Below are 22,709 nucleotides of genomic sequence, written 5' to 3'. Positions count from 1 at the left end.
AGCTGATAATGAAAATAAAGCTATAAAAAACAGAAAAAATGCCTTCATTGTGATAACCTCAACTTGTACGTTGACTTTTCTTTTGATAGTTTAGGATATATCTCCCACTTTTCTCGTTTTTTATTGCCATTTTTTTGACTAAAACTATCTTCTTTACTTTCAGATGGCGCGACTCCAACCCCATAATCCACATAATAACTGGCAGTGATGCCCTCATGGAAAAACACCAGAGATAATTCCTTATCCTGCTTATCCAGTTCAAAACATTCCTCCGCTTCAATATCCGCACCCGCTTTAAAATATCCTTCCACCAGATAATATTTAAACCCCGCCTGAATATTGGTTTCCGCTTTAATCGCTAACGTGCCTCTTACCATATCCCCCAATTGAAATTCCATTTTATGCTCTTCATTACTGGCATATTTAAATGACAGATTTAACGCCCCTTCCAGAATCATATCTAATTGCGCCCCCAGATAAGCCCCATTCCGTCCCTCTTCCACCGCCGCCTGACCTTTTAATCCCTGTTCACGAATTAAGGCGATTAATTTCTCAACCCCAAATTCCGTCGCAAACGCCTCAATTAAATCCAGCCGCAGTTTTATCCCAATCAGCGGCGCTAATTCCACCGAAACCACATGCTCAAAATAGACTTCATTGCCATGTGTGGCATTCACCAGTTTACTGCCGCCGCTTAATTTTATTTCCGGAGTCTGGATTTCCACCTCCAACAGTTTAATTTCCTGACTGCCTTCACTGGAAAACAGTTTTTGCAACGTCTCAACCGCCTGCAAGCCTTTATTCACTAAACCCAGTTTTTTACGTTTTTCTTTAAATTCTTTTTCCAGTTCACGTGTGAGTGTGTGGGAATAAGGACCCAGCTTATAAGCAAAACTCCCTTCGGCAGTTAACGTGTCCGTTAATTCATAACCCGCCGTGTGTTTATGCCAGTTTTGACCGGGCTTTTTCGCGTTCGGATTGGTTTTCTTTCTCTCCTTCAGCGCCTCCGCTTTTCTTTCCGCCGCGCTTCTTTCCCGTACTTCTTGTTCTGCCCCTATCGTCACATCCAGTGTCCATTCATATTGCGGCAACACATGGATTTTAGTGTCAAGTACGTTCACCAGCCCCAATAACACCTTCTTCATTTTATCATCCGGCAAGAGAAATGAGCGCTGGGCAAAAGGCTGACCGTAACATTGCGTCAGGGTCAGAATATAATCCGTATGCGGTAAACAATTCAGATCCCCCTTCTGAAACAACCACGATGCAATAAAACCTAACGGATCATTTGCGATTGGATCGACCGACAAGCTATGACGGGAAAAACTGATTTCATAATCTACACCCGGTCCCTTAATTGGATTTTTATCCAATTCATAAAATTGAAACGCCGGGTTATCCGGGCTATAGAAAACCGCTTTGGGACAGTGTGCGTTTTCCGTTATACACTGTTTTCCCACCAATGAAACAGACACCGGTATCCCCTCCGCTTCATCAACTACCCAAATATCCCTTATCGGTTCAATCTGGTTATAGTGAAAAACCCGTTTCCCGACTTTTAACACTAATTTGTGAATACAAGGGTCTGGAGTTTTACAATCACAAACCGCACTTTTCATGTTAACTGAAAGCATGTTTTTTCCTTAACCAATATTAACACTACCACCACCAACCACAATTCCACCACAACTCACCGCATCACCGGTTCTTGCCGCAGGTTTGCCATCAACAAAAACGGTACTGGAACCACCGGCAATGATGCGTGAATGAGATGAATGTGGCGCCAAGCTATCGCCCTGACGAGCTAAAGGAATATCGTCAACTTTCACACTGGTCGATCCCGAAATAACCGGTGTCGCGCCACAATCACCATGCGCCGTGCCAATATCACCAATCTTTACCGCATTACCCATATTTATTCCTCCATATCTGGCAAAATTAAAATAATTTGTCTTTAAAATGGAACCAAGGTACTGATGAATCGCCAAACTCCTGTAATAGCAACTCTTCAGCCCGTATATGTCCCGGTTCACAGATTTTATTTAATATGCGTTTACAATGAGTAGGCGATTCTTTAACAGATAAGTATCTTCGTAAGAAGAATAACTTTAATATTCCCCTGACACTGTGATCATCCGTAATACCGATATTTTTTAATTCGGTAAGTAGCCCCCGGATATAACCAACGTAATCAAACTCCTCAATAGTTTCCCATTCGATAATTAATGCTGCCAATGTCTGTACATAACGCTCAGCAAAAGCGGCTTCAATCTTTTCCAGTTGTTCTGGCGTAATTGATAATAGCTTTCTTTTGCTGCTGGCATCCCGTGGATATTGTTCTCTATTAGCAAGAAAATCATGACTTTGAATATTGCCCTGATAGTTGGTGGCAATTTTATCTATCGGCCCCATGAAACAGTGAATTTCCCAGTCACTGAGGATACTGAGAAACTCCCAGATATTACGCGGATCATAAAACCGGAAAAATACCGGTTTATCCTGTTCAGGTAATAATACTTGTAAATATTTACGCAAATGCCGACGTAATGTTTTCATATCCGCCTGAGAGCTTAAGAAAATCCCCCAAGGGATTTCACAGTTTTCCAGATAAAGTTTTAACTTTTCTGTCACTTCCACTAAATAAGGTGCCACCTTAAGTAATTCAGGCGGTAGAGATTCATCATAAAGACAGGTAAACGGTGGATCAAAATGCTCCAATATAAGAAACAATTTGGATTCTGTCGCGGCGTCAACGACGGCATACAGTTTTTCTTTAACCATTGTTATCTTTCTCCTTCGGGCAATGTGCAACAAACATCGAACCTGCATGAGCCGCGCTCTGCAAAATCGCCGGATTAACCGGTTGCAATAAAACACCGGGGTTACCACCTGAATTTAGGTTAATAGACGCACCTTTGATATCTACGCCGCCACCATGAATAACAATAAAATTATCGCCTACTTTCAGGGTGATTTTGCCGCCGCCTGTTATCGTAATGTCATCATTGGTATCGATGCTGAATACGCCCTGTATTTTTTGTATTACATCGCCTTTGACCTGTAAGGCTTTGTCACCATCAACCTGATCAATATAATCACCAGTGGTTCTGTGCTCCTGCTGCCCATCAACCGTTATTTTACGGTTATTGGCAATCACCAGTTCGTCATCATGGCCAATGCTGGTTGTACGGTTGTAATTAATTCGTTCATCCCGGGAATTAAGCACCTTAATCGCCAGATTCTTCTGAGCATGAATAAATATCTCTTCCCGATCTTTTTCATCTTCAAATCTTAGTTCATTAAAACCGTCCCCTTTATGGGTTTTTGAGCGAATTGACATTTGGGTTTTTGCCATCGGCAGACGGTTAGGCACAACATTAGCGGTATGATAGGTACGCCCAATAATAATTGGCTGATCTGGATCGCCATGCAGAAAATCCACCAGCACTTCCTGCCCCACTCGGGGGATAGCAATCATGCCCCAGCTATTACCAGCCCAAGCCTGACTGACTCTGATCCAACAGGAACTCTGGTCATTGAATTCGCCATAGAGATCCCAGGCAAACTGCACCCGCACACGCCCGTATTCATCACAGAAGATCTCTTCCCCCTCCGGGCCAACCACTGTCGCAATTTGCAGGCCGTCAATGCGCGGTTTGGGATAAGGCGAGGGGCGCCATACCCGGTTATGATCGCCAAAAGTGAAATCGTTCGTTAAGGTCGTTCCTGCATTACCGAAAAGAGATTCATCCGCCTGCGGCTGTCTACCGTGATGGCTGATTTTAATGACCAGCCACAGGGTATTAAATTGCTCTTTCGGATGATCAGTAAGCGTAAACCCTGATCCTGGTGCCAGAGCAAAACAGTCACTTTGTGCACGGCCAAACATAGTGTCAGTGCGGAGTGCTTCCAAACGAAATTGACTCAGGCGCTCGCCAATCACACCTTTTTTAAAGCGTCCGGGAAAATCATAGTAAGTGTAACTGGGCAAATCTGAACGTTGATGGTTAATTTGGCGTTCGTGATAGTAATAGTCAGCCCCCCACGGTGGATTTTTAAAAGTACGATCCTTCAACACAATGTTGGCAATCCCGACCTGTTCACGCCAATTGAATCGATTGATACTACATTGGCTTCCTGTAGCATCCAATTCTGGGTGATAGGGCAATGAAAATGTTTTATTTATCCGATGAGTATCACTAAAAGCAATTATCGATTCACCCCGCTCTTGGTCAAAATTAAAATAATAAAATATCCCTTCATCAGCCAATAAACGATGGAGAAACGCTAAGTCACTCTCATCATATTGCACACAAAACTCCCGTTCAGGATGTTCATATCGCAATTTATAATAGAAGTCTCTGACACCATTTTCTTTCAATAATATGTCAATAATCTCAGTCACAGATTGACGCTGAAAAATACGGGAATTAACCCGTAATCCCGCACGCCATAAAGCAGGTTGCAGGGTCAAGGCATAATAACTGCGATGACGGCCTGTCCTACTTTGTTCAAACTGAGTCACAATCCCAGTTATACTGCGCTCGGGTTTTCCATCACGATAAACGGTTAGGGTCGCAAAATTATCCAGAACATCAGCGAAATTAATATCCGGATCAGCACTGGTTAATGTCGCCTCCAGACAAAATAACGTTGATAGTGCTTCATCTAGAGTAAACTCCACCACAGCAAACGTTTTCTCCGGGAGAGAGCCCGCAGTAAGTGTAAAAACCAGCCCTGAATCTGCCATTACATTCCTCCTGATTGCAGGAGGTTGAGATTCGGGAAGTTAAATAGATCATGTAAAACAACCATAATTTCACCCTCTTTTACTTAAATGATTACCGAGCATATTCACCTTCACCGGTAGATTCATTAACCAAACTTTTTCCTGTTCAACATATGAACGGGAGGGTAGAAGAGGGAAGAAATAATCAACTTGTTTTTTTGAAAAAACGATATTTTATTCTAATAAAAAGCAGGGATTTTGGCATAAAATTTCAATATATTGAATGGGTTACGTTAAAATGAATTATAATGATTTTATTAACCAAAATTGCTGGCCTGAATCAGTAATAAAAATATTGATAAGAGCAAATTCACTAAAAACGGAAAACAGAGAACGGAGAACGGAAAACAGGATTATTTAATTGAAAAAATCGCTGGCCTGAAAACCAGCGATTAATATAAATAAGGAAAACCGAATTAACGAAATATCTCAAACAACGACATGCCTTTCATATCAGCAAATGTCTTATACGATGCTTGAAGTACGGCTTGTTGTTGATAATAATTCGAAATCGCTGAGTTCCATTCTACGTCAACCAGTTGACTCAAACGGCTTTTATTCGCCAGGCTGCGTTCTGCCCCCAAGCTATCTAAGTCTTCTATTTCTCTCAGTTGTAAACCCAATACCGATTCCACAGAAGAGATATTATTCAACGCGTTGCGAGCGCCGCGGTTAGCCTTATTCAACAATTCCAGCGCATCATCACGCGTCTTTTGATCTGCTTCGACAAATGGTGTTTTCAATGACTGAATCGCCATGTCTATGGTTTTAAATATATCAGATTCACTCGGGTTGCCATCCGGCTCTTTTATCGGATTACTGGTAGATGAGAGAAAGACCTGCTCCCCGGTATGTCCAATAATCATAGAGCGGTTGCTATCCACTTTCTGAGTTATTTCCTCAGAGCCTCCTAGATAGCTAACTGTGCCACTTTTACTCTCATCGAAAGGTTTCATATCCGTTTTATAACCGGCAAAAATATAGCGGCCATTACCATCAGTGGTATTACCCAAATTCACCAGTTGTTCTTTAAACCCTGTCAGTTGAATAGCCAGCGAGTTACGATCTTCGTCACTCAATACACCGTTTACTGTGGCTACCAAACTTTCATGAATATTTTGAACCACACCGACAGCTTTGGATATCACACTCAATTGCATGGAAACCGCGTTCTTAGCAAACGAGCGAGCCGTTATATATTGCTGGTTCTGAGATTCAGCCTGAGCAACCAAGACACCCTGAGATGCCGCCATCGGATCATCGGATGGATTTATCACCCTCTGACCACTGGATAGCTGTGCTCCCTGCTGCATCCATTTCGACTGAGCAGTAGTGATACTCGTCATTTTCTGGTCGTACAATACATTGGTACTTACGCGCACAATTTCATTCCTTTTAAATATTCAGCTAAATGCCCAAAATATCCGAGTATTCTCAGGCTCTATTAAGTGGCACGTTGATTAGCGACGGATCTCCAAAATGGCATTAAATAACGCCGTGACAGTCTGGATCACTTGCGCATTAGCCAGATAATATTGCTGTAAATTTTGTAATGCACCATATTCTTCATCTATGTTGACGCCGGAAACCTCCTGCTGTTCAACATAAAGTTGTTTAGCAATATTATTCTGAGTTTCTAAATCAACATTAGCCGTGCTGGTCTGGTTACCAATGGTACTGACCATCGAAGCATAAGCACCAGAAAATGATGCTTTACCCTCTACCAATTTTTTGTTCTGCAATTCAATGAATTTTTTGGCATTGACGTTATCACTCACCCCACCCTCTTTAGTACCGGCAGCCGCCAATTTCGACGCATCTTTAATATTAACCGCCATACTGCCAATAACACCGCTGACTGCTTTCAGTGTATATCGATCGTGTTCTTTTGCATTGGTTGGATCAATTTCAATTTTTAGTCCATCAAATTCCAGTGTATTACCTGTTACTTTGGCAGCAATATCCGCCTTATCAGAGGCACGCTGGATTTTCCAATTAGCCCCATCGTAGCTAATATGATAATCACTGGCTTTCACCGCTGAGGTATCTGTATATTCCACTTTAAAATCAGCAGAACCTTTATTTTTACTATCGGCAATGACATCCGGGTGATTAAATGTGAAGAAATCTTCACCCGGTTTGCCTTTTAAATCAAAACCAGAACGATGAACCTGATTAAATTGATCTCCCAATACCAAGGCTAATTGGTTTAACTGATTACGAGAATTATCCAGCACTTCACTACGCGCCCGTAATGTGCCGCTTAATTGCCCTTTATCAATGAATCTTTCATCAATTTCAACAACATCACCAAAGCCACGATCATAACCTAATGTAATGCGACTGCTGTCCGCATTGGATGAAATCGCTTCTACTCGGTAAGCAGTTGTTCCCTGAACCAGTGTCAATCCCCCTGCAAAAGAGACATTATAAGAATCACTATCCTGCTGAGTCACATTCACGCCAACCAGTTTATTCAGTTCATTGACCAATTGATCACGCTGATCCAGTAATGCATTCGGCTCAGCACTACCTCCGCCCCTCATACGGGTAATTTCACCATTGAGTTTAGCAATTTGTTGCGCATAGTTATTAATAGCCTCAGCCGAGTTAGTTATTCCCCGATTAATGTTATTTTCCATTTTACGCAGGAATTCATCCTCACTTTTCAACTGGTTTACCAGCCCATTTGATTTACCAATCGCTGTCGTTCTGGCTGCATCATCTTCCGCATTACTGACGACATTTTGTAAACTGGTAAAGAAGTCATCAATGGTGCTTGACAGGTTATTCGCTTTATCTGCCAGCAAATTATCAATCTGGGAAATTTGCTGATAATAGGTGGTTAATTTACCTTGTTTCGCCTGAGCATCAGACAGTTGTTGATTAATGAATTCGTTATATTGACGGTTAATACTGGTAACAGTAACACCATTTCCCATAAAACCAACGGACGTCATCGTGCCACCGTTTTGATTGATAACTGTCGATTGCCGGTTATAACCAGGAACTTTGGAGTTTGCGAGGTTATTACTCACGGTTCCCAGAGTAATTTCAGCAGCCTGAAGGCCACTCATCGCGATATTAATAAGACTGCTGGACATCAGAAGATCCTTTTGCGTTTTATTTATGTCTCCGCTAGTGGCGCGGCAAATAATCTTTCAGCTAAAAATAAAGTCTGAACTGCTTTAATTTATCGGCTGAACTCAATAAAACTTGAGCAAAATAGCGATCAGAATAGTTTACTCAAATCGTAGGTATAGGCTTTTACCGCCTGCTCGCCAGCACCTTTTAGCTGTTGAATCACTGAGACCAGTTTTTTCGCATACCCGGGATCGGTTGCATAACCTGCCTGCTGCAAGGAATAAGCCCCTTGCTCCGGGGTAATAGAGCGGGCAACGTTGGCGTAACGGGGGCTCTCTGTCAGTAATTTGACGTAATCCGCAATCGCTTCCACATATGAGCCATAAACACGGAAGTTATCCTTCATTTTCTGTGGCTCACCGTTGATATATTCTGTGGTCAAGATATTGGTTACCGGCCCTTTCCAACCTTTACCCGCTTTAATACCAAACAGATTATGGCTTGGCTTACCATCAGCAGTCAGAATCTCTCTTTGCCCCCAACCAGACTCTAATGCAGCCTGAGCAATAATCAGCAAATGAGGAATACCACTACGTTGGCTAGCTATCCGGGCAGGGGTCGAGAGCGTAGAGACAAAATTCGTACTGTTCAGGGGGAGCGGTTTAGGCGCCACCTCGGGTTTCGGTACCGTCCGACGGATAAATTGCTCAAGCGCCTGCCTTGGCAAAGTTTGCAAAATTTCGTTATCCGGTGTCATAGGTATCTTGCCCGCTATTTCACTGGGGGCAGCTTTAGCGCTAGAAAGCTGCTTGAGCATCATATCGGCAAAACCTAGCCCCTTCTGAGCAATATTCTGCGCGATTTGCTGATCGTATATCGAAGTATAGAGTCGTGTCTGTTCACTGCTCAACATGCCCTCTTTAGGCAGAGCTGAACGCATGCTTTTCAACATCATCTGAACAAAGAGCCCTTCCACTTGTTGAGCTACTTGACGTAGCCCCTGTTGTGGATCTTTTGCCAGATTGGATTTTAACGTGTTAACCGACTGTACATCATAAGCCGCACCGGGCAGGGTTAAAAAATCATTCATCAAATGATCTCCAATTTCGCCCGCAGACAACCTGCACTTTCCATTGCCTGTAAGATTGACATTAAATCATTCGGTGTCGCACCCAGTGCATTCAATGCTTGAATAACATGGCTCAAACTTGCACTGGCGTTAACCTGCTGCAACGCACCATTTTGTTCACGGACAGCAATAGCGGGATTACGAGTAACAACGGTACTGCCACCGGCTAACGGTGTATTTGGCTGACTAACAACCACCTGATTATCGACAATGACAGAAAGATTCCCTTGAGCAACCGCGCAGCTATCCAGCACGACATTGCGGTTCATCACGACAGAGCCGGTGCGAGAGTTGATAATCACTTTGGCATCACCGACATCAACACGGACAGTGAGATTCTGCACATGGGAGAGGAATTTAACCTGCTCACTTTTATCTCTCGGTATACGCAATTGTACTGTGCGGGCATCCAACGGCGTTGCTGTTCCCGTTCCGCCCGTACGATTGATCGTATCGCTAATTTGCTGCGCCAGTGAGAAGTCTTCGTTATTTAATTGAAGATTCAGTACGCCATTTTCACCAAACTGCGTAGGCAATTCGCGTTCAATCACTGCACCGTTACTAATCCGACCACCCGCAAGCTGATTAACTTTTACACTGCTTCCCCCCGCGCTGGCACCAGCACCGCCAACCAATATATTACCCTGCGCCAGAGCATAGACCTGATTATCAACACCTTTTAGTGGTGTCATCAACAAAGTACCACCACGTAAGCTTTTCGCGTTCCCCAATGAGGAGACCACCACATCAATATTCTGTCCGGCACGGCCAAACGGCGGTAACTTCGCGGTGACCATCACGGCAGCCACGTTTTTCAACTGCATATTGGTTCCCGGAGGAACGGTAATCCCCAATTGGGATAACATGTTGCTTAAACTTTGGGTGGTAAATGGCGTCTGAGTCGTCTGGTCACCGGTTCCATCCAGCCCAACCACTAATCCATAACCAATCAACGCATTTTCCCGTACTCCTTGAACCGTGGTGAGATCACGGATACGTTCTGCTGATGCCGTCGTTGTCACCAGAGTCAGCAATACAAGAAGAAGGCTGACAGTAAATTGTTTTATCATAACCATCCCCTGTTAAAATGGTGCAACATTCAGGAAGAAACGCTGTAACCACCCCATGTTCTGCGCTTCATTGATATAGCCATTCCCCACATATTCAATGCGGGCATCAGCGACCTGATTGGAACTAACGGTGTTATTAGCATTAATTGTCCGTGGGTTAACGACACCGGAAAAACGAATAAACTCGGTTCCCTGATTGATAGCTATCTGCTTTTCACCAACCACATGTAAGTTACCGTTTGCCAGTAACCGATCGACTGTCACGGTAATTGTCCCTTTGAAGGTGTTATTCGCATTAGCGCCGCCTTTCCCACCAAAAGTATTCTCAGCTTCCATATCCAGATCGGTTTTATCTCCACCAATTAACCCTTTCAGGAAACGGGGAGTCAGTGCTGCGGAAAACGTGTTTTTTCCATTACGGCTGGCATTGGCCGAAGAATTCTTACTGGCGCTGACATTTTCCTGCAATGTAATCGTCAGGGTATCGCCAATATTTCGAGGTCGGCGATCTTCAAATAGCGGCTGATAACCATAATAAACCGGCTGTACTACTTGAAAAATAGCACCATTAGGGACTGGCGCGGTTGCCACGGAAGGTGCTGCGGTGGTTGCCCCCTCAACCAAGGGTTTTTGCGGTATATACGCACAGCCCGTTAGTGACAATACCGCCAGTGCTATACTACAACGCCATTTATTCGCCATATTTTTCCGTAAATGGCGGAACTGACAAACGGCACTGGTTTCGGCAACAGCCATTGTATCCATCTTCGATACTCTTAATTTATCCCTGAATAACGGGGAAACTTGAGTGTTCCCCCGCGGTTCTGATTGACGATTAGGTTATAACTGAGTCAGTTTTTGTAGCATCTGATCAGACGTAGACACCGCTTTACTATTAACTTCATAAGCACGCTGAGTCTGAATCATGTTGACCAATTCTTCCGCGATATTGACGTTAGATGTTTCGACATATTTATGCTGGAGCAATCCTGCGCCATTGATTCCCGGTGTATTTTCAATCGGTACGCCAGAGCTGCTAGTCTCTACATAAAGGTTTTCGCCGATACTTTCTAACCCACTCTCATTGATAAAAGTTGTCAGGGTAAATTGACCCACTTGCTGAGGTACCGATTGCCCCTGTACTTTCACACTGACAACACCATCTCGGCTGATGGAGAGGTCCGTCGCGTTATCAGGAATGGTAATGGTAGGGAAGATCAAAAAACCGTTAGCGGTCGTCAACTGTCCGTTTTGATCTTCCTGAAATGAACCGTCACGGGTATAGGCGCTGGTACCATCAGGTAACTGAACCTGAAAGAACCCCTTTCCTCTAATGGCAACATTATGGCTGTTATTAGTTTCAGATAAGTTTCCCTGACTATGTATACGCTCTGTTGCTACCGGACGCACCCCGGTACCTATCTGTAAACCAGAAGGTAAGCGGGTTTGTTCCGATGACATCGCCCCCGGTTGACGGATGTTCTGGTAAAGCAGATCTTCAAAAACGGCACGCTGGCGTTTAAAACCATTGGTGCTGACGTTTGCCAAGTTGTTGGCAATCACATCCATATTGGTTTGCTGAGCATCCAGCCCAGTTTTAGCAATCCATAATGATCGGATCATCGGTTTTATCCTCTGTGTCTAAATCAACTCATTGCTAATAGCTGATTCGCACGTTGTGCATTTTCATCTGAGCTATGGATGACTTTCATCTGCATTTCAAAACGGCGAGCGTTGGCAATCATACTCACCATGCTTTCCATTGGGTTGACGTTACTGCCTTCAAGCACACCGGGGATTAATTTCACCTCATCACTGGCTGGCAAGAGATCACCCTGTAACCCTTGCGCCTGTTCCGTCATGTGAAAGAGGCCATCATCACCGCGGATTAGCTGATCGCTCTCCGGTTTCACCATTTTCAATCTGCCAAGTTGCCCCAACTGTGTTGGCGGATCACCAAGAATCAGTGCAGATATAGAACCATCCGTCGCCAAGGTTAACTCAGCCTGTGGCGGAACATTTATCGGGCCGTTGTCCCCCATCAACAAGTTACCTTGAACCGTTAACTGACCTTCCGCTGAAATCTGAATGCTGCCGTTACGCGTGTAAGCCTCAGACCCATCTTCAAGCTGAACCGCCAGATATCCCCCCTGCCCAATCGCCACATCCAACGGACGAGAGGTATAGTTCATCGGCCCCTGACGATGGTCAGAGCCCGGCGTTGAAGCAACAACCAAAGTACGGGTATTAAAGGCAGCCCCTTCAACAGGTACCGCCCGCAAAGCAGCCAGTTGCGCCTTAAAACCCGGTGTCGATGCATTAGCCAGGTTATTTGCCGTCACGGCCTGATGTTCTAGTGTCTGACGAGCACCGCCCATCGCGGTATAAATGACATGATCCATAATGCTATCCTGAAATTATCAGCGCATACTGACCAGCGTTTGTAGGATCTGATCTTGAGTTTTAATGGTTTGCGCACTGGATTGGTAGTTGCGCTGCGCCACGATCATATTAACCAGCTCCTGGCTCATATCGACGTTGGATGCTTCCAGCGAACCACTGAGCAATTTGCCAAAACCGCCAGAATCCGCAATGCCAACCACTGGGCTACCTGAAGCACCCGTCTCTATCCAAACGTTGTCACCCTGCGCCGCCAGCCCCTCTGGGTTAGCAAAGTTAGTCAGAACAACCTGACCTAATAATTGAGATTGCTGATTGGAATAGGTGCCGATGACACGGCCATCTCCCTCAATACGGTAGCCATTGAATTCACCTGCGGCATAACCGTCTTGCTTGAGTGTCGATATGCTATCAGCATCAATTTTCTGCTGTTTACTGCCATTAAAATCAATAGTGATATCAGCAGCATTAGAACCATTCAGAGAGGGAACATTAAATGTAAACTGATTATTGTCACCAATCAGTTTACCATTACCATCAAATTTTAACGTCCCTAACGAAACTGCTTTAGCGCCCTCAACCGCACTATCCTGAGCATGAACCTGCCACTCGTTATCGTTCGTTTTCACAAAGAAAACCTTGATAGCATGTGGGTTACCCAGGCTATCAAAGGTGGTAACACTGGTAGGATAGTTATAAGAATCCTTATTTTCTGGCGAGAAAACATCTGCCGGTTTTTTATGCATCGAATTAAGGTTGGTTGTCATCGTCACCTTGGTTGTTGCTTTAGCCGCCAGTATACCTTGAGGTATTGTAATCGGCTCTGGGTTAGCCCCTTTTTGAATCTCCGGCGCACCACCATTGACACCGACTGCGGGATAGCCGGTCAATTTCATGCCTTGCATGTTGATAATATTGCGGTTCTCATCCATCTTGAATTGACCGTTACGGGAGTAGTAGATCCCTCCATCACCGCCTTGCATACGGAAAAAACCGCCTTGAGTGATCGCCAAATCAAGTGGGCGATTAGTCGTCGTCGGCGTACCATCTTTAAAATTCTGATTAACACCCGCTATTTTTACCCCCAGACCCACCTGAGAACCGGCAAAAATGTCAGAAAAAGCAACTGTGCTGGATTTAAAACCATATGTCGCCGCGTTAGCGATATTATTACCAATAACATCCAAATTACCTGCCGCAGCATTCAAACCACTTACTGCTTGTGAAAAAGCCATATTATTCTCCGTTAAAATTCTTGCTTGTTAAAGAATCTGACGTATCTGCTCCATAGTGACGGCCCCGATCCGCCCTAAATCTAACTTAGCGCCGTCCGCGTCACGAGTAACACCATTTACCTTCGCGAACCTCAGCGGCTGAAATACTCTCTGTTCGCCTTTATAGCTGGCAGTAATGGTGAATTTATAAGCGCCATCCTCAACATTAGTGCCATCTTCTTTTTTGCCATCCCAAGGGTGGAAGCTATGGACACCCGCTTCCAATCCACCGAGATCAATTTGGTGTACAACAGTCCCTTGTTTATCAGTAATGGTGACTTGCACACTATCCGCGGGCCTTTCCAACTCAATACCATATGGTGTCGTACTGACGTTCCCAGTTTCTTTGTTTAAACCAGCCAAAATGGTATTCCCAGGGATCATAACGCCTCGCCCAATCAGAGCCGATGCCTGTACAGGCTGATTATTATTTATCTGACCGACAATAGACCCCAGTGTAGTATTCAGCTTTTCGATCCCCGCGAGTGTGTTAATCTGCGCCAAATGAGAGGTCAGCTCATTGTTCTTCATCGGGTTAGTTGGGTCTTGATTTTTCATTTGCGCGACCAGCAATTTCATGAAGTTGCTATTCAGCTCTTCACTACCCTTTTTCTTGCTAGCCAATGCTGACTCTCCAACAATCGTGTTATTCAGTGATTCATTCACTGAACCGGTAATAGCCATGAGTCACTCCTGTTACTGACCTAACGTCAATGTTTTCAACATCATCGATTTAGTTGTATTAAGCACTTCAACGTTGGCTTGATAACTACGGGAAGCGGAAATGGTGTTAATCATTTCTCCGACCACATCAACGTTTGGCATCCGCACATAGCCCTTTTCATCAGCCAATGGGTGCCCCGGCTGATACTCAAGGCGGAAAGGGGTGGGATCATCAACAATTTCACTGACTCTGACGCCACCGGTTTCCTGCCCTGCCGGTGCGGCAACACGAAAAACCACCTGTTTAGCCCGGTATGGCTGACCATCAGGTCCCGCAACACTATCGGCATTTGCCATATTGCTGGCACTGACATTTAATCGTTGAGATTGAGCTGATAATGCCGAGCCGGCAATATCAAAAACACTGAGTAAAGACATTGCCCTTATCCTTGCTGTAAGACTGCCATCATGCTTTTAACTTGAGAGCTGGTCGCCGTCAGTTCTGCCTGATATTTCAGGCTGTTATCCATAAAATTGCTGCGTTCCATATCCATATCTACCGTGTTGCCATCCATTGCTGGCTGATAAGGCACCCGATACAGTAAGTCCATCTCCATTCTCTTCTGAGGCTGAATAGGAATATGCCGATCGGATGTCAGCGTCAGCCCGATCCCGTTTCCGGTGACCCGACCGTGTGCAATGGTTTTTTTCAGTTGTGTGGCGAAATCAATATCCCGCGCTTGATAACCGGGCGTATCCGCATTGGCGATATTAGCGGACAATATTTCTTGTCGCCGTGATCGCAATGACAGGGCTTCCTGCTGAAAATGAAAGGCTGCATCTAATTTATCGAGCATATTCCTCCCTCTGATGTGACCGACCTGTGTTGTGAACCTTAATAGCGCTGTTCGCGATCGCGAAATTCGCAGTAAACAGAATAAACGCAGAAGGAAAAGCCTATCGGATGAATAGACGCTAATTGGATTGCTATTTATCCCATTGGCCGATATTCAATGTAGGTACACTTATATGCGACTAAATGTACGCGACTAAACAGCAGCGTATTGACCTACAGAAATAATGAGAGCGAGAAGATGCAAGCTATAAATATTATCGGGCTGTTCGCATTTTTCTTTATCACTTCGATGGCATGGGGCAATAATTTACCCCAAGCTATAGAGCACTATTTCCAGCAGATATATAGGGATAATCATCACAAAGTTTCTGTTAACATCAGAACCCCTGAACAACAATGGCCTCAGTGTGAACGGCCGGAAATTCAACCCGCTATCGGTGGTCAAAATCGGGGAAATCTCTCTTTACCTGTTATCTGCTATCAACAACGCAAATTCATTCAAGTCTCTGTCAGTGTGACAGGGAATTATCTGGTTACCCGCCGAGCTATCTCGCGTAATGATGTTTTATCAGATAAAGATTTTCAGGTCAGAAGTGGATTACTGGAAAAACTACCGCATGATCTGGTCATTAACAAAAATGAGATAAAAAATAGTATTGCAATACGTAACATCCCGGCGGGGCAGGCGATGACGCATAATATGTTACGCCGCCCGTGGGTTGTACGGTCAGGCCAGAGTGTGGCGGTGATTATACAGGGAAATGGCTTTCAGATACGAAACGAAGGGAAAGCTATTAATAACGCCGCTATTTCTGATAAAGTCAGGGTTCGAATAAATTCAGGACATGTTATAACCGGCCAGGCATTAGAAAACGGCAATGTAAAAATCATGTTATAAGTTCTAAAGTTTTCTTTCACTGTGCCGATATAACCAGCAGAGCACGATTTGCAGGTATGCAAATGGCATGTAACCTGCTCCGATCCATAGGTGAACCTATGCCTGGCCATAAAGGATAATGATTATGAGTATCGAACGCACTCACCCCTTATTAGCTATCGCTGCTGTTCAACAGCGACCAACTAATGAAAGCGCCCAGGGCACCCGCAAAACCGCCGGCGTTACCTTACAAGGCAGTGATGCACAAGTAAAACTGAGCGAAGCACAAACAAAACTGGTTCAACCAAGCAGCCAGGATATCAATATCCAAAAGGTGCAAAAGTTGAAAGAAGCTATTGCTCAGGGAACCTTAAAAATGAACAGCGGTAAAATAGCAGACGCTCTGCTCAAAGAAGCCGCCGAAAACTTTCAATACGATAAGAAATAATTAAACCCGCTATGGAAGAACTTCAACAATTACTCGAACAACAAGTGACCTATTTGACCTCGCTGACCCAAACTGTGGCGGAAGAACAGCGTATTTTGTGCGAGGGTTTTATTGAAGCACGAGATTTGCACCAGATAACAGAACGAAAAATTTTCCTGTTGTCCGCGCTTAGCCATTCAGAACAGCAACGTCTTAATTTGAGCAAAGCATTAAACATTATTGCGCCTTATGATAAACAACCTTTGCTGGCCACATTATGGCAACAGATCGGCAAAGCGGTTATCCGGGTTCGTGATTTAAACACCCATAACGGTTCGTTGTTAACCCAGCATCTTGATTTGAATAGTAAAGCCATTGCTTTCCTAAAAAGTCATCATAGCCCCTCTCTTTACGGTTCAGACGGCCAGGCTGCCCGTCACAGCATGCTTTCCGGCCACAAAGTTCAGGTTTGATTCAGTGCATTACCGCCCATTGCGGTAGTGCTACTTTTTATTGTTTTGATAGTATCTGTAAGCCCACCTTCCTGTTCAACCCGAGCTTCGTCGCTGCTCACGAAGTCCTCAAGCATGAATAATTCAAACGAAATGTACTGTGAAACGGTTGTTGCAATCAGGGAAGAACGGATTAGCAAAAATCACCGTCTGTAAGCCAACGTAACAATTGCGCAACGATAACGTTTTGCGTGTTGCGAAAATATATTGCAAAATAGGAATAAGCAACAACGGGTAACTATCAAAATTAACAGCGAGAACATTCTTCATTTCATTAATCTACCTTGGGAATAATACATTGATGCATAAGCAACTAAAAAAAAGAAAATCGAGCGGACAACAGATACCAAAAACGCCTCAGCAACAATTCAAAACTTACTGGAAGTCCATCGAAAAATACCAATTGAAGATCGCCAAGCTACAACAGCAACAAGACGAATTGTTCATGCGCTTTCAACAGGAGATCTTACCGGTAGAACATCAATATATGCAGTCCAGATATGATAAAGCGGCACGGTTGCTTTCATTTGCCGATAAAAAATCGCTGGGGAAAAACCAACGGAGAGAATTATTTTCCTGGATAGAAGAAGAGCTTGCTGAGTTATATACTTACCCCTTTAACGAAAACCTTGATCTCAATAAGTTGAACAATCACTTTTCCAATCTTAATGCGTTGAAAGAAGAGGAAATTCCGACACCAGAACAGATGGATGGTATCCGACAGACTTTTAGTGAATATTTTGATTTTAGTGAAGAAATATCTGATGAAGAATTACTTGATATGATAAAAAATCCCGAAAAAATGCGTTCCACCATAGAACAGCGTTTTCAACGGGAATCAGAGCATTTCCACGATGAATATGATGCAGAAGAGACCTCTGACTTCGATCCTGCGGCAGAAGACCAGAAAAAACTGGATTCTTTGTTTAAATCGCAGGAAGTGAGCCAAATGTATAGAAAAATAGCCAAGGTACTGCATCCGGATCGTGAACAAGATTTGGATGAGAAGAAGAAGAAAAACCAGTTGATGGTACAGTTATCAAAAGCCAAGAAAGATAATGATGTCTGGACGATAATAGACATGTACCACAAGTACATTGATCCAACTTTCAGTTTTAATAGCCGGGATATATCCAACATCAATAAATTGCTCAAAGCACGTATAGACAGATTAGCCGATGAGCTTAATCAGCTAAAAAAATCTGATTCGTTACCGGGCATGATTTGGCGCACACTGGGAGGTAATACATCGAAGGCAATAGAGAATAACCTCCGCGAACACCGCAAAAAATTGCGGCAACATATAGAAAACGAAATCCAACTGCGCGAAAGCCTCCGCTCACTCACCGTACTAAAAAGCTACCTTGCAGAACGACGTGATGCCTTTGAATTTGAACAGGAAATTATCGATTATTTTTTCAAACAATATTGAATTCGCTGAGTCTGACGTAAATTTCAGCGGCTTACTTATATAGTTTACCGACCATTAGCCACGCACTGTGTCAGTGTATCACCACCCATTGTGGTAGTCCCATTTCCTTGTAATATATACAAAAAATGGGGCTATCCTAGATTAGACCATCATTTGATATTCTCAAAAACATAAACTGCACTGGTTCCGGGCGCAGAACCAATCTTCCTTGAAATTACACCAACAGCCAAATTCGTCCCCGCCTTATTTAGACCGACAGCCCCTCCAAAACCACTTAAATTGTCGGAAGGGTCCAAAATCTCCATAGGTGTTTCCATATTCCACTTATTATTTAGGCAGGTATATACATACACCCTGGAATACGCCCCCACTACCAAGCGATCTCCTGCATCATTCAGTTCGAGAGCACGGCCAAAATACGTTACGTCACTTGCAGGAGCCGAAAACTTAATAGGATTTTCTTTATCCCAGATCCCATTCGTGCGCATATGTACACCAACCCTCTTTTCGGAACTAAACAAAACAACAGGTCAGTGCCAAAGCAAAAATTTCATTTGCAATCATTGCAAGCCCGTACTGATGGAATGCGAACCGTTACAATTTGTGTATTTGGCATACCTTAATTTATTCTCAACTAAATAGAATAGTATTACTCATCAACTATAACATGATAATAGTTTTATTAACCATGATATTACATCTTTAATTATTTAAAATGTTATTAAAAGACATTTAAAATAATTAACAAGAAAGTAGCTATTGATTTTCATTCAATAATCGCGTTCTTTAACAAAAATACACTTTAAATTTATCAAAAAGGTTTTTTATGTCTAATTTTAATTTCGGCCCTGTTATTCCCCTTGGCAGTGTTTTTCCTCCGGGAAGTACGATCAATCATGGAAATGGCTGGACAACAACGACAACCCCCGTTTTTCCTGGGGTTCCGGGTGGAGGGCATAGCATTACTCATTATACAGGTATCTATAATAAACCAACACAGCCTCCAACCTATAATTGGACACCACCCATTAATAGACCCTGGGGACAACCTGGAACTCCTTATAAAGACGTAGACCATTATTTTAGAGAAAACGATCTTGAAGTTATTGATAAAAAATTAACCAATGTAACAAAAGAATTAGAAGATTCTGAGAAAAACGTTTCTTATGATTTTGACGACTCTCTTCTAAAAGCGGAAATGTTGTTGGTCATATTAAATAAATTGGCTTCTGAGAATTCTTCCGAAGCACTAAAAACAAATGTTGTTGATTTCAAGTTATTGATTGAGCAAAAGAATAATTTAAAAAAATATATTGAAAATCAAGAGTCTTTTAGACAAGAAAAAATAAAAGATCTGGCTATTAAAAAGATGTCTTTTAATGGTCGGAATATGGGAAACTTTCTAAAATATGCAAACTCTAATAAGAAATATATTTTTACGCTTGCATTCATTGAAAGTGCAAAAGCCGTGCTTGGATATCGGGGAGATTGGATCGGGGTTTGGAATGAATACGTTGTAGCACCAGCGATGGATTTATATAATGCAAAACATGAACTCATTAATGTATTAAATAAAATAACACCGGCAAAAGAAGAGATCAAAACAAATACTAAAAAATTATTGACTACAGATAATAGCATGAGTGGATTGGGAATGTTTTTTCATTTTACAGGAAAATCAGGTCGAGAACTCACACTCTCTGAAATCGGTGTGCATGATAGAATTCGTGTATTAATGCAGAAGCCAAGTGCATTTGGCAGAACAGAAGGCAGTATTCAATCTCGTTTTATTTCACAAATTCAGAATGGTGAACGAATTGATTTTAAAAATGGTTATGATTTTGCTAAGGAATCAAAAATACCAGGTATCGACCCTCTGTGGGCTATTGGAGGTGCAACGATTAGTGGAAATTTGATAAATATTAAGGCAGAAAACTCAGGTGATAAATATAATATATCCGGTGTAATAAATTATAAACTATATGATAATTTTACTGATCCATATGATACATTTAACTGGAAGACGGAAGATATTAATTGGGGTGGAGAGCCATTTGAAATCACTGGAGAATGGAAGGAAGATGTAAATTTTCAGATCGATAAAAATATTTATGAAAATAAAATCAAACCATTAATTAAACAGAATAAACAATAATATTCTTATGGTCGCGCATTTAATGCGCGACCTTATGCCAAATACCCAATTAAAAAAAGTACTGATAAATAACCTGAGGAAAAACGTGACTGAATATTGCAATAACAGTCATTAATAATGATATCAATATAGTTTTTTTAAAATTTCTTCCTAGTATAAAAAAATAATTAACCAACATAGATAGCATAAAAAAAATAACAAATATCGACAAAAAAAGAGCAACCAGCATTTTATATACACTCAGTTTAAAAACTTTCTGTGATATTATCATAAATGAGATTTATTCTCAGTGCTGAGAACATGATCAATTCTAAATATTCAATAAATGTGAGATTTATCGCAAAAAAGTAGGATTTGAGTTGAAAGCCTGCCTCTTAAAGATTTATTTGCTGTTATGAATGATCTGATTCCTGACTCATTAGCCAGTTCTTCGCAAAAAACGCGATAACAACGGGAATGGCGCATGCGTGATCAGGCACATTCAATTTAGAACTTAGTATTAACAATTATAGGCATCATTTGATATTCTCAAAAACATAAACTACACCGGCTTTGGATTTAGAATCAACACTCTCTGACGTTGCACCAACAACCAAACTCGTCCCCGCCTTATTCAGGCCGACAGCACCACCAAAACCAATTAAATTATCTGAAGGATTCAAAATCTCCATAGGTGTTTCCATATTCCACTTATCATTCAGATAGGTATACACATACACCCGGGAAGCTGCACCCACTGCCAGACGATCTCCCGCATCATTCAGTTCGAGAGAGCTACCAAAATATACGCTATTTGCCGGGGCCGAAAACTTAATGGGATTTTCTGTATCCCAGACCCCATTCCGGCGCTTATACAAATAAACCTCCCCATCTGTGGAGTTATAAAACTCTATCCCCACCGCTAAGCGATCTCCTTCTGCATTCAGGCTAAAAGCCCTACCCACGAATAGGTTATTTTCAGGGACCTTGAACTTAATGGGGTTCTCTCCATCCCAGATCCCATTTGTGCGTGTATACACATAAATCACGGGAGCATAATCACGCACCGCCAGACAGTTTCCCGCAGCACTTAGGTGGACCATCCAGCCAAACTCATAAGAATCCGAAGGGATCGGAATCGGAATGGGGTTTTTTGTATCCCAAATCCCATTCCGGCGCATAAATATACGGAACGGAGGGTAGGGTTTGCCCCCACCCACCAGACAGTCTCCCGCAGCACTCAAGCTGACATTCACACCAAAGTATTCAGGTCCTATCGGAAACACAACGGGATGTTTTGTATCCCAAACGCCCTTCGTGCGCGTATACACACAAACCCGCCCTTGGTTATAAGTGGGATACGGCGACATATTTCCCAACGCCAGGGTATCTCCCGCCGCATCCAGACTGACATCCCATGAAGATCTATAATATTCATCTTCAAACGCCTCAAACACAATCGGCTTACTTATATTCCACTCACCACTCTTCCGGCGCGTATACACACAGACTTGATTATTCATCCCAACCGCTAAGCAGTCTCCCGCTGCGTTCAGGCTAACAGAAGCACCAAAACGCTCATCTTCTTTAGGGAAGGAAGAAACAATGTGCGTTATCATAGTACGTTTCAAACCCAACACCTGCGTGATCTCCATCCGCTCCCACCGCGATAAACTGAAAAAATCCTCAAACTGAATCTGCCGAGCGGCATCCAATTTCAGATATCCTCCATCAAAAGAGAGCCCCCCTTCTGGTTTCAGTGATAGTGCTAAAGCCCCCTGATTAGAATTTAACCCGCCAGAATGCTGGGTGTTGAGGGTCAGTTTTCCTTTGTCATCTCGTTTCAGTCCTGCGGTTGGGCCATCACCCTGAACGCAATCAATGATTTCATATGCTTTATAGGCTTCATCAATCAAATGGGAAAAGGCTTCCGGCATGAGCCGGACACCTGACTTAAAACTCGCTTTCAATGAGTCAACGGTATTAATTTCTTTATCAGTCATCACATTTCCTCAAAAGCTGTATTAGACAGTCACCGTCACCTGTTTTCTGTTCTCTGTCT

Annotated in this window: 22 protein-coding genes and 1 pseudogene; 5 read left to right on the top strand and 18 right to left on the bottom strand. The window is 43.0% G+C overall.

What is annotated here, in order from left to right:
* Nucleotides 1-44: 44 nt before the first annotated feature.
* The 15 genes from SLS51_RS00365 to flgB form a co-directional block, all read right to left on the bottom strand.
* Complete coding sequence (locus tag SLS51_RS00365) at nucleotides 45-1,634, bottom strand: hypothetical protein (protein WP_323834444.1); 1,590 nt, start codon at nucleotides 1,632-1,634, stop codon at nucleotides 45-47.
* A 9-nt stretch (nucleotides 1,635-1,643) separates the two neighbouring features.
* Entirely contained in the window at nucleotides 1,644-1,913 is a 270-nt protein-coding gene (locus tag SLS51_RS00360) for a type VI secretion system PAAR protein (RefSeq protein ID WP_323834442.1), read from the bottom strand.
* 25 nt (nucleotides 1,914-1,938) lie between these two features.
* Nucleotides 1,939-2,781, bottom strand: coding sequence for a DUF4123 domain-containing protein (locus SLS51_RS00355; RefSeq protein ID WP_323834440.1), 843 nt, complete (start codon nucleotides 2,779-2,781; stop codon nucleotides 1,939-1,941).
* Nucleotides 2,774-4,750 (bottom strand): type VI secretion system Vgr family protein, encoded by a 1,977-nt coding sequence (locus SLS51_RS00350; RefSeq protein WP_323834438.1) that lies wholly within the window; start codon nucleotides 4,748-4,750, stop codon nucleotides 2,774-2,776. The genes SLS51_RS00355 and SLS51_RS00350 overlap by 8 nt, the downstream gene beginning before the upstream one ends.
* Before the next feature lie 455 nt (nucleotides 4,751-5,205).
* Nucleotides 5,206-6,171, bottom strand: a complete 966-nt coding sequence (gene flgL, locus SLS51_RS00345; RefSeq protein ID WP_323834436.1) for a flagellar hook-associated protein FlgL — start codon at nucleotides 6,169-6,171, stop codon at nucleotides 5,206-5,208.
* Nucleotides 6,172-6,249: 78 nt separating this feature from the next.
* Nucleotides 6,250-7,893, bottom strand: a complete 1,644-nt coding sequence (flgK, locus tag SLS51_RS00340) for a flagellar hook-associated protein FlgK (protein WP_323834434.1) — start codon at nucleotides 7,891-7,893, stop codon at nucleotides 6,250-6,252.
* 128 nt (nucleotides 7,894-8,021) lie between these two features.
* Complete coding sequence (gene flgJ, locus SLS51_RS00335) at nucleotides 8,022-8,963, bottom strand: flagellar assembly peptidoglycan hydrolase FlgJ (RefSeq protein ID WP_439126826.1); 942 nt, start codon at nucleotides 8,961-8,963, stop codon at nucleotides 8,022-8,024.
* Nucleotides 8,963-10,072, bottom strand: coding sequence for a flagellar basal body P-ring protein FlgI (locus SLS51_RS00330; RefSeq protein WP_323834430.1), 1,110 nt, complete (start codon nucleotides 10,070-10,072; stop codon nucleotides 8,963-8,965). Before SLS51_RS00330 ends, flgJ begins: the two co-directional genes overlap by 1 nt.
* A gap of 12 nt (nucleotides 10,073-10,084) precedes the next feature.
* Nucleotides 10,085-10,774, bottom strand: a complete 690-nt coding sequence (locus SLS51_RS00325) for a flagellar basal body L-ring protein FlgH (protein ID WP_173362523.1) — start codon at nucleotides 10,772-10,774, stop codon at nucleotides 10,085-10,087.
* Nucleotides 10,775-10,912: 138 nt separating this feature from the next.
* Nucleotides 10,913-11,695, bottom strand: a complete 783-nt coding sequence (gene flgG / locus SLS51_RS00320; RefSeq protein WP_323834429.1) for a flagellar basal-body rod protein FlgG — start codon at nucleotides 11,693-11,695, stop codon at nucleotides 10,913-10,915.
* 23 nt (nucleotides 11,696-11,718) lie between these two features.
* Entirely contained in the window at nucleotides 11,719-12,474 is a 756-nt protein-coding gene (locus tag SLS51_RS00315) for a flagellar basal body rod protein FlgF (protein ID WP_323834426.1), read from the bottom strand.
* Between the two features lie 18 nt (nucleotides 12,475-12,492).
* A complete protein-coding gene (gene flgE, locus SLS51_RS00310) occupies nucleotides 12,493-13,707 on the bottom strand; it encodes a flagellar hook protein FlgE (RefSeq protein ID WP_323834424.1) in 1,215 nt (404 codons plus the stop codon).
* Between the two features lie 27 nt (nucleotides 13,708-13,734).
* The gene (flgD, locus tag SLS51_RS00305; RefSeq protein ID WP_323834422.1) at nucleotides 13,735-14,430 is read right to left on the bottom strand and encodes a flagellar hook assembly protein FlgD; all 696 of its coding nucleotides are present in this window, start codon (nucleotides 14,428-14,430) and stop codon (nucleotides 13,735-13,737) included.
* Between the two features lie 12 nt (nucleotides 14,431-14,442).
* Complete coding sequence (gene flgC / locus SLS51_RS00300; protein WP_065824386.1) at nucleotides 14,443-14,847, bottom strand: flagellar basal body rod protein FlgC; 405 nt, start codon at nucleotides 14,845-14,847, stop codon at nucleotides 14,443-14,445.
* Between the two features lie 5 nt (nucleotides 14,848-14,852).
* Nucleotides 14,853-15,266, bottom strand: a complete 414-nt coding sequence (flgB, locus tag SLS51_RS00295) for a flagellar basal body rod protein FlgB (RefSeq protein WP_011146177.1) — start codon at nucleotides 15,264-15,266, stop codon at nucleotides 14,853-14,855.
* A gap of 237 nt (nucleotides 15,267-15,503) precedes the next feature.
* Here flgB and flgA point away from each other — a divergent pair, with 237 nt between their 5' ends.
* From flgA to SLS51_RS00280, 3 genes are all read left to right on the top strand, one after another.
* Nucleotides 15,504-16,163 carry a flagellar basal body P-ring formation chaperone FlgA gene (gene flgA / locus SLS51_RS00290; RefSeq protein WP_323834418.1) on the top strand — a complete coding sequence of 220 codons (660 nt, stop codon included), beginning with the start codon at nucleotides 15,504-15,506 and terminating at the stop codon, nucleotides 16,161-16,163.
* Between the two features lie 124 nt (nucleotides 16,164-16,287).
* Nucleotides 16,288-16,590, top strand: coding sequence for a flagellar biosynthesis anti-sigma factor FlgM (gene flgM, locus SLS51_RS00285; RefSeq protein WP_323834416.1), 303 nt, complete (start codon nucleotides 16,288-16,290; stop codon nucleotides 16,588-16,590).
* 11 nt (nucleotides 16,591-16,601) lie between these two features.
* A complete protein-coding gene (locus SLS51_RS00280; protein ID WP_323834414.1) occupies nucleotides 16,602-17,042 on the top strand; it encodes a flagella synthesis protein FlgN in 441 nt (146 codons plus the stop codon).
* 123 nt (nucleotides 17,043-17,165) lie between these two features.
* Here SLS51_RS00280 and SLS51_RS00275 read toward each other — a convergent pair whose 3' ends face one another.
* Entirely contained in the window at nucleotides 17,166-17,351 is a 186-nt protein-coding gene (locus tag SLS51_RS00275; protein WP_323834412.1) for a hypothetical protein, read from the bottom strand.
* A 31-nt stretch (nucleotides 17,352-17,382) separates the two neighbouring features.
* Between SLS51_RS00275 and SLS51_RS00270 the strand changes: the two genes are divergently transcribed.
* Nucleotides 17,383-18,513, top strand: coding sequence for a hypothetical protein (locus SLS51_RS00270; protein WP_323834410.1), 1,131 nt, complete (start codon nucleotides 17,383-17,385; stop codon nucleotides 18,511-18,513).
* Nucleotides 18,514-18,662: 149 nt separating this feature from the next.
* Here the strand turns inward: SLS51_RS00270 and SLS51_RS00265 are convergent.
* A pseudogene (locus tag SLS51_RS00265) lies at nucleotides 18,663-19,004 on the bottom strand (hypothetical protein); the annotation flags it as partial.
* Nucleotides 19,005-19,339: 335 nt separating this feature from the next.
* On the opposite strand from SLS51_RS00265, the gene SLS51_RS00260 reads away from it, so the two are divergent.
* A complete protein-coding gene (locus tag SLS51_RS00260) occupies nucleotides 19,340-20,668 on the top strand; it encodes a hypothetical protein (protein ID WP_323834408.1) in 1,329 nt (442 codons plus the stop codon).
* 515 nt (nucleotides 20,669-21,183) lie between these two features.
* On the opposite strand, the gene SLS51_RS00255 is transcribed toward SLS51_RS00260, so the two are convergent.
* Nucleotides 21,184-22,653, bottom strand: coding sequence for a hypothetical protein (locus tag SLS51_RS00255; RefSeq protein WP_323834406.1), 1,470 nt, complete (start codon nucleotides 22,651-22,653; stop codon nucleotides 21,184-21,186).
* Nucleotides 22,654-22,709 lie beyond the last annotated feature (56 nt).

This window comes from Photorhabdus africana (genome assembly GCF_035181445.1).
Lineage (GTDB): Bacteria > Pseudomonadota > Gammaproteobacteria > Enterobacterales > Enterobacteriaceae > Photorhabdus > Photorhabdus laumondii.
This window is presented reverse-complemented; position numbering and strand designations above follow the sequence as displayed.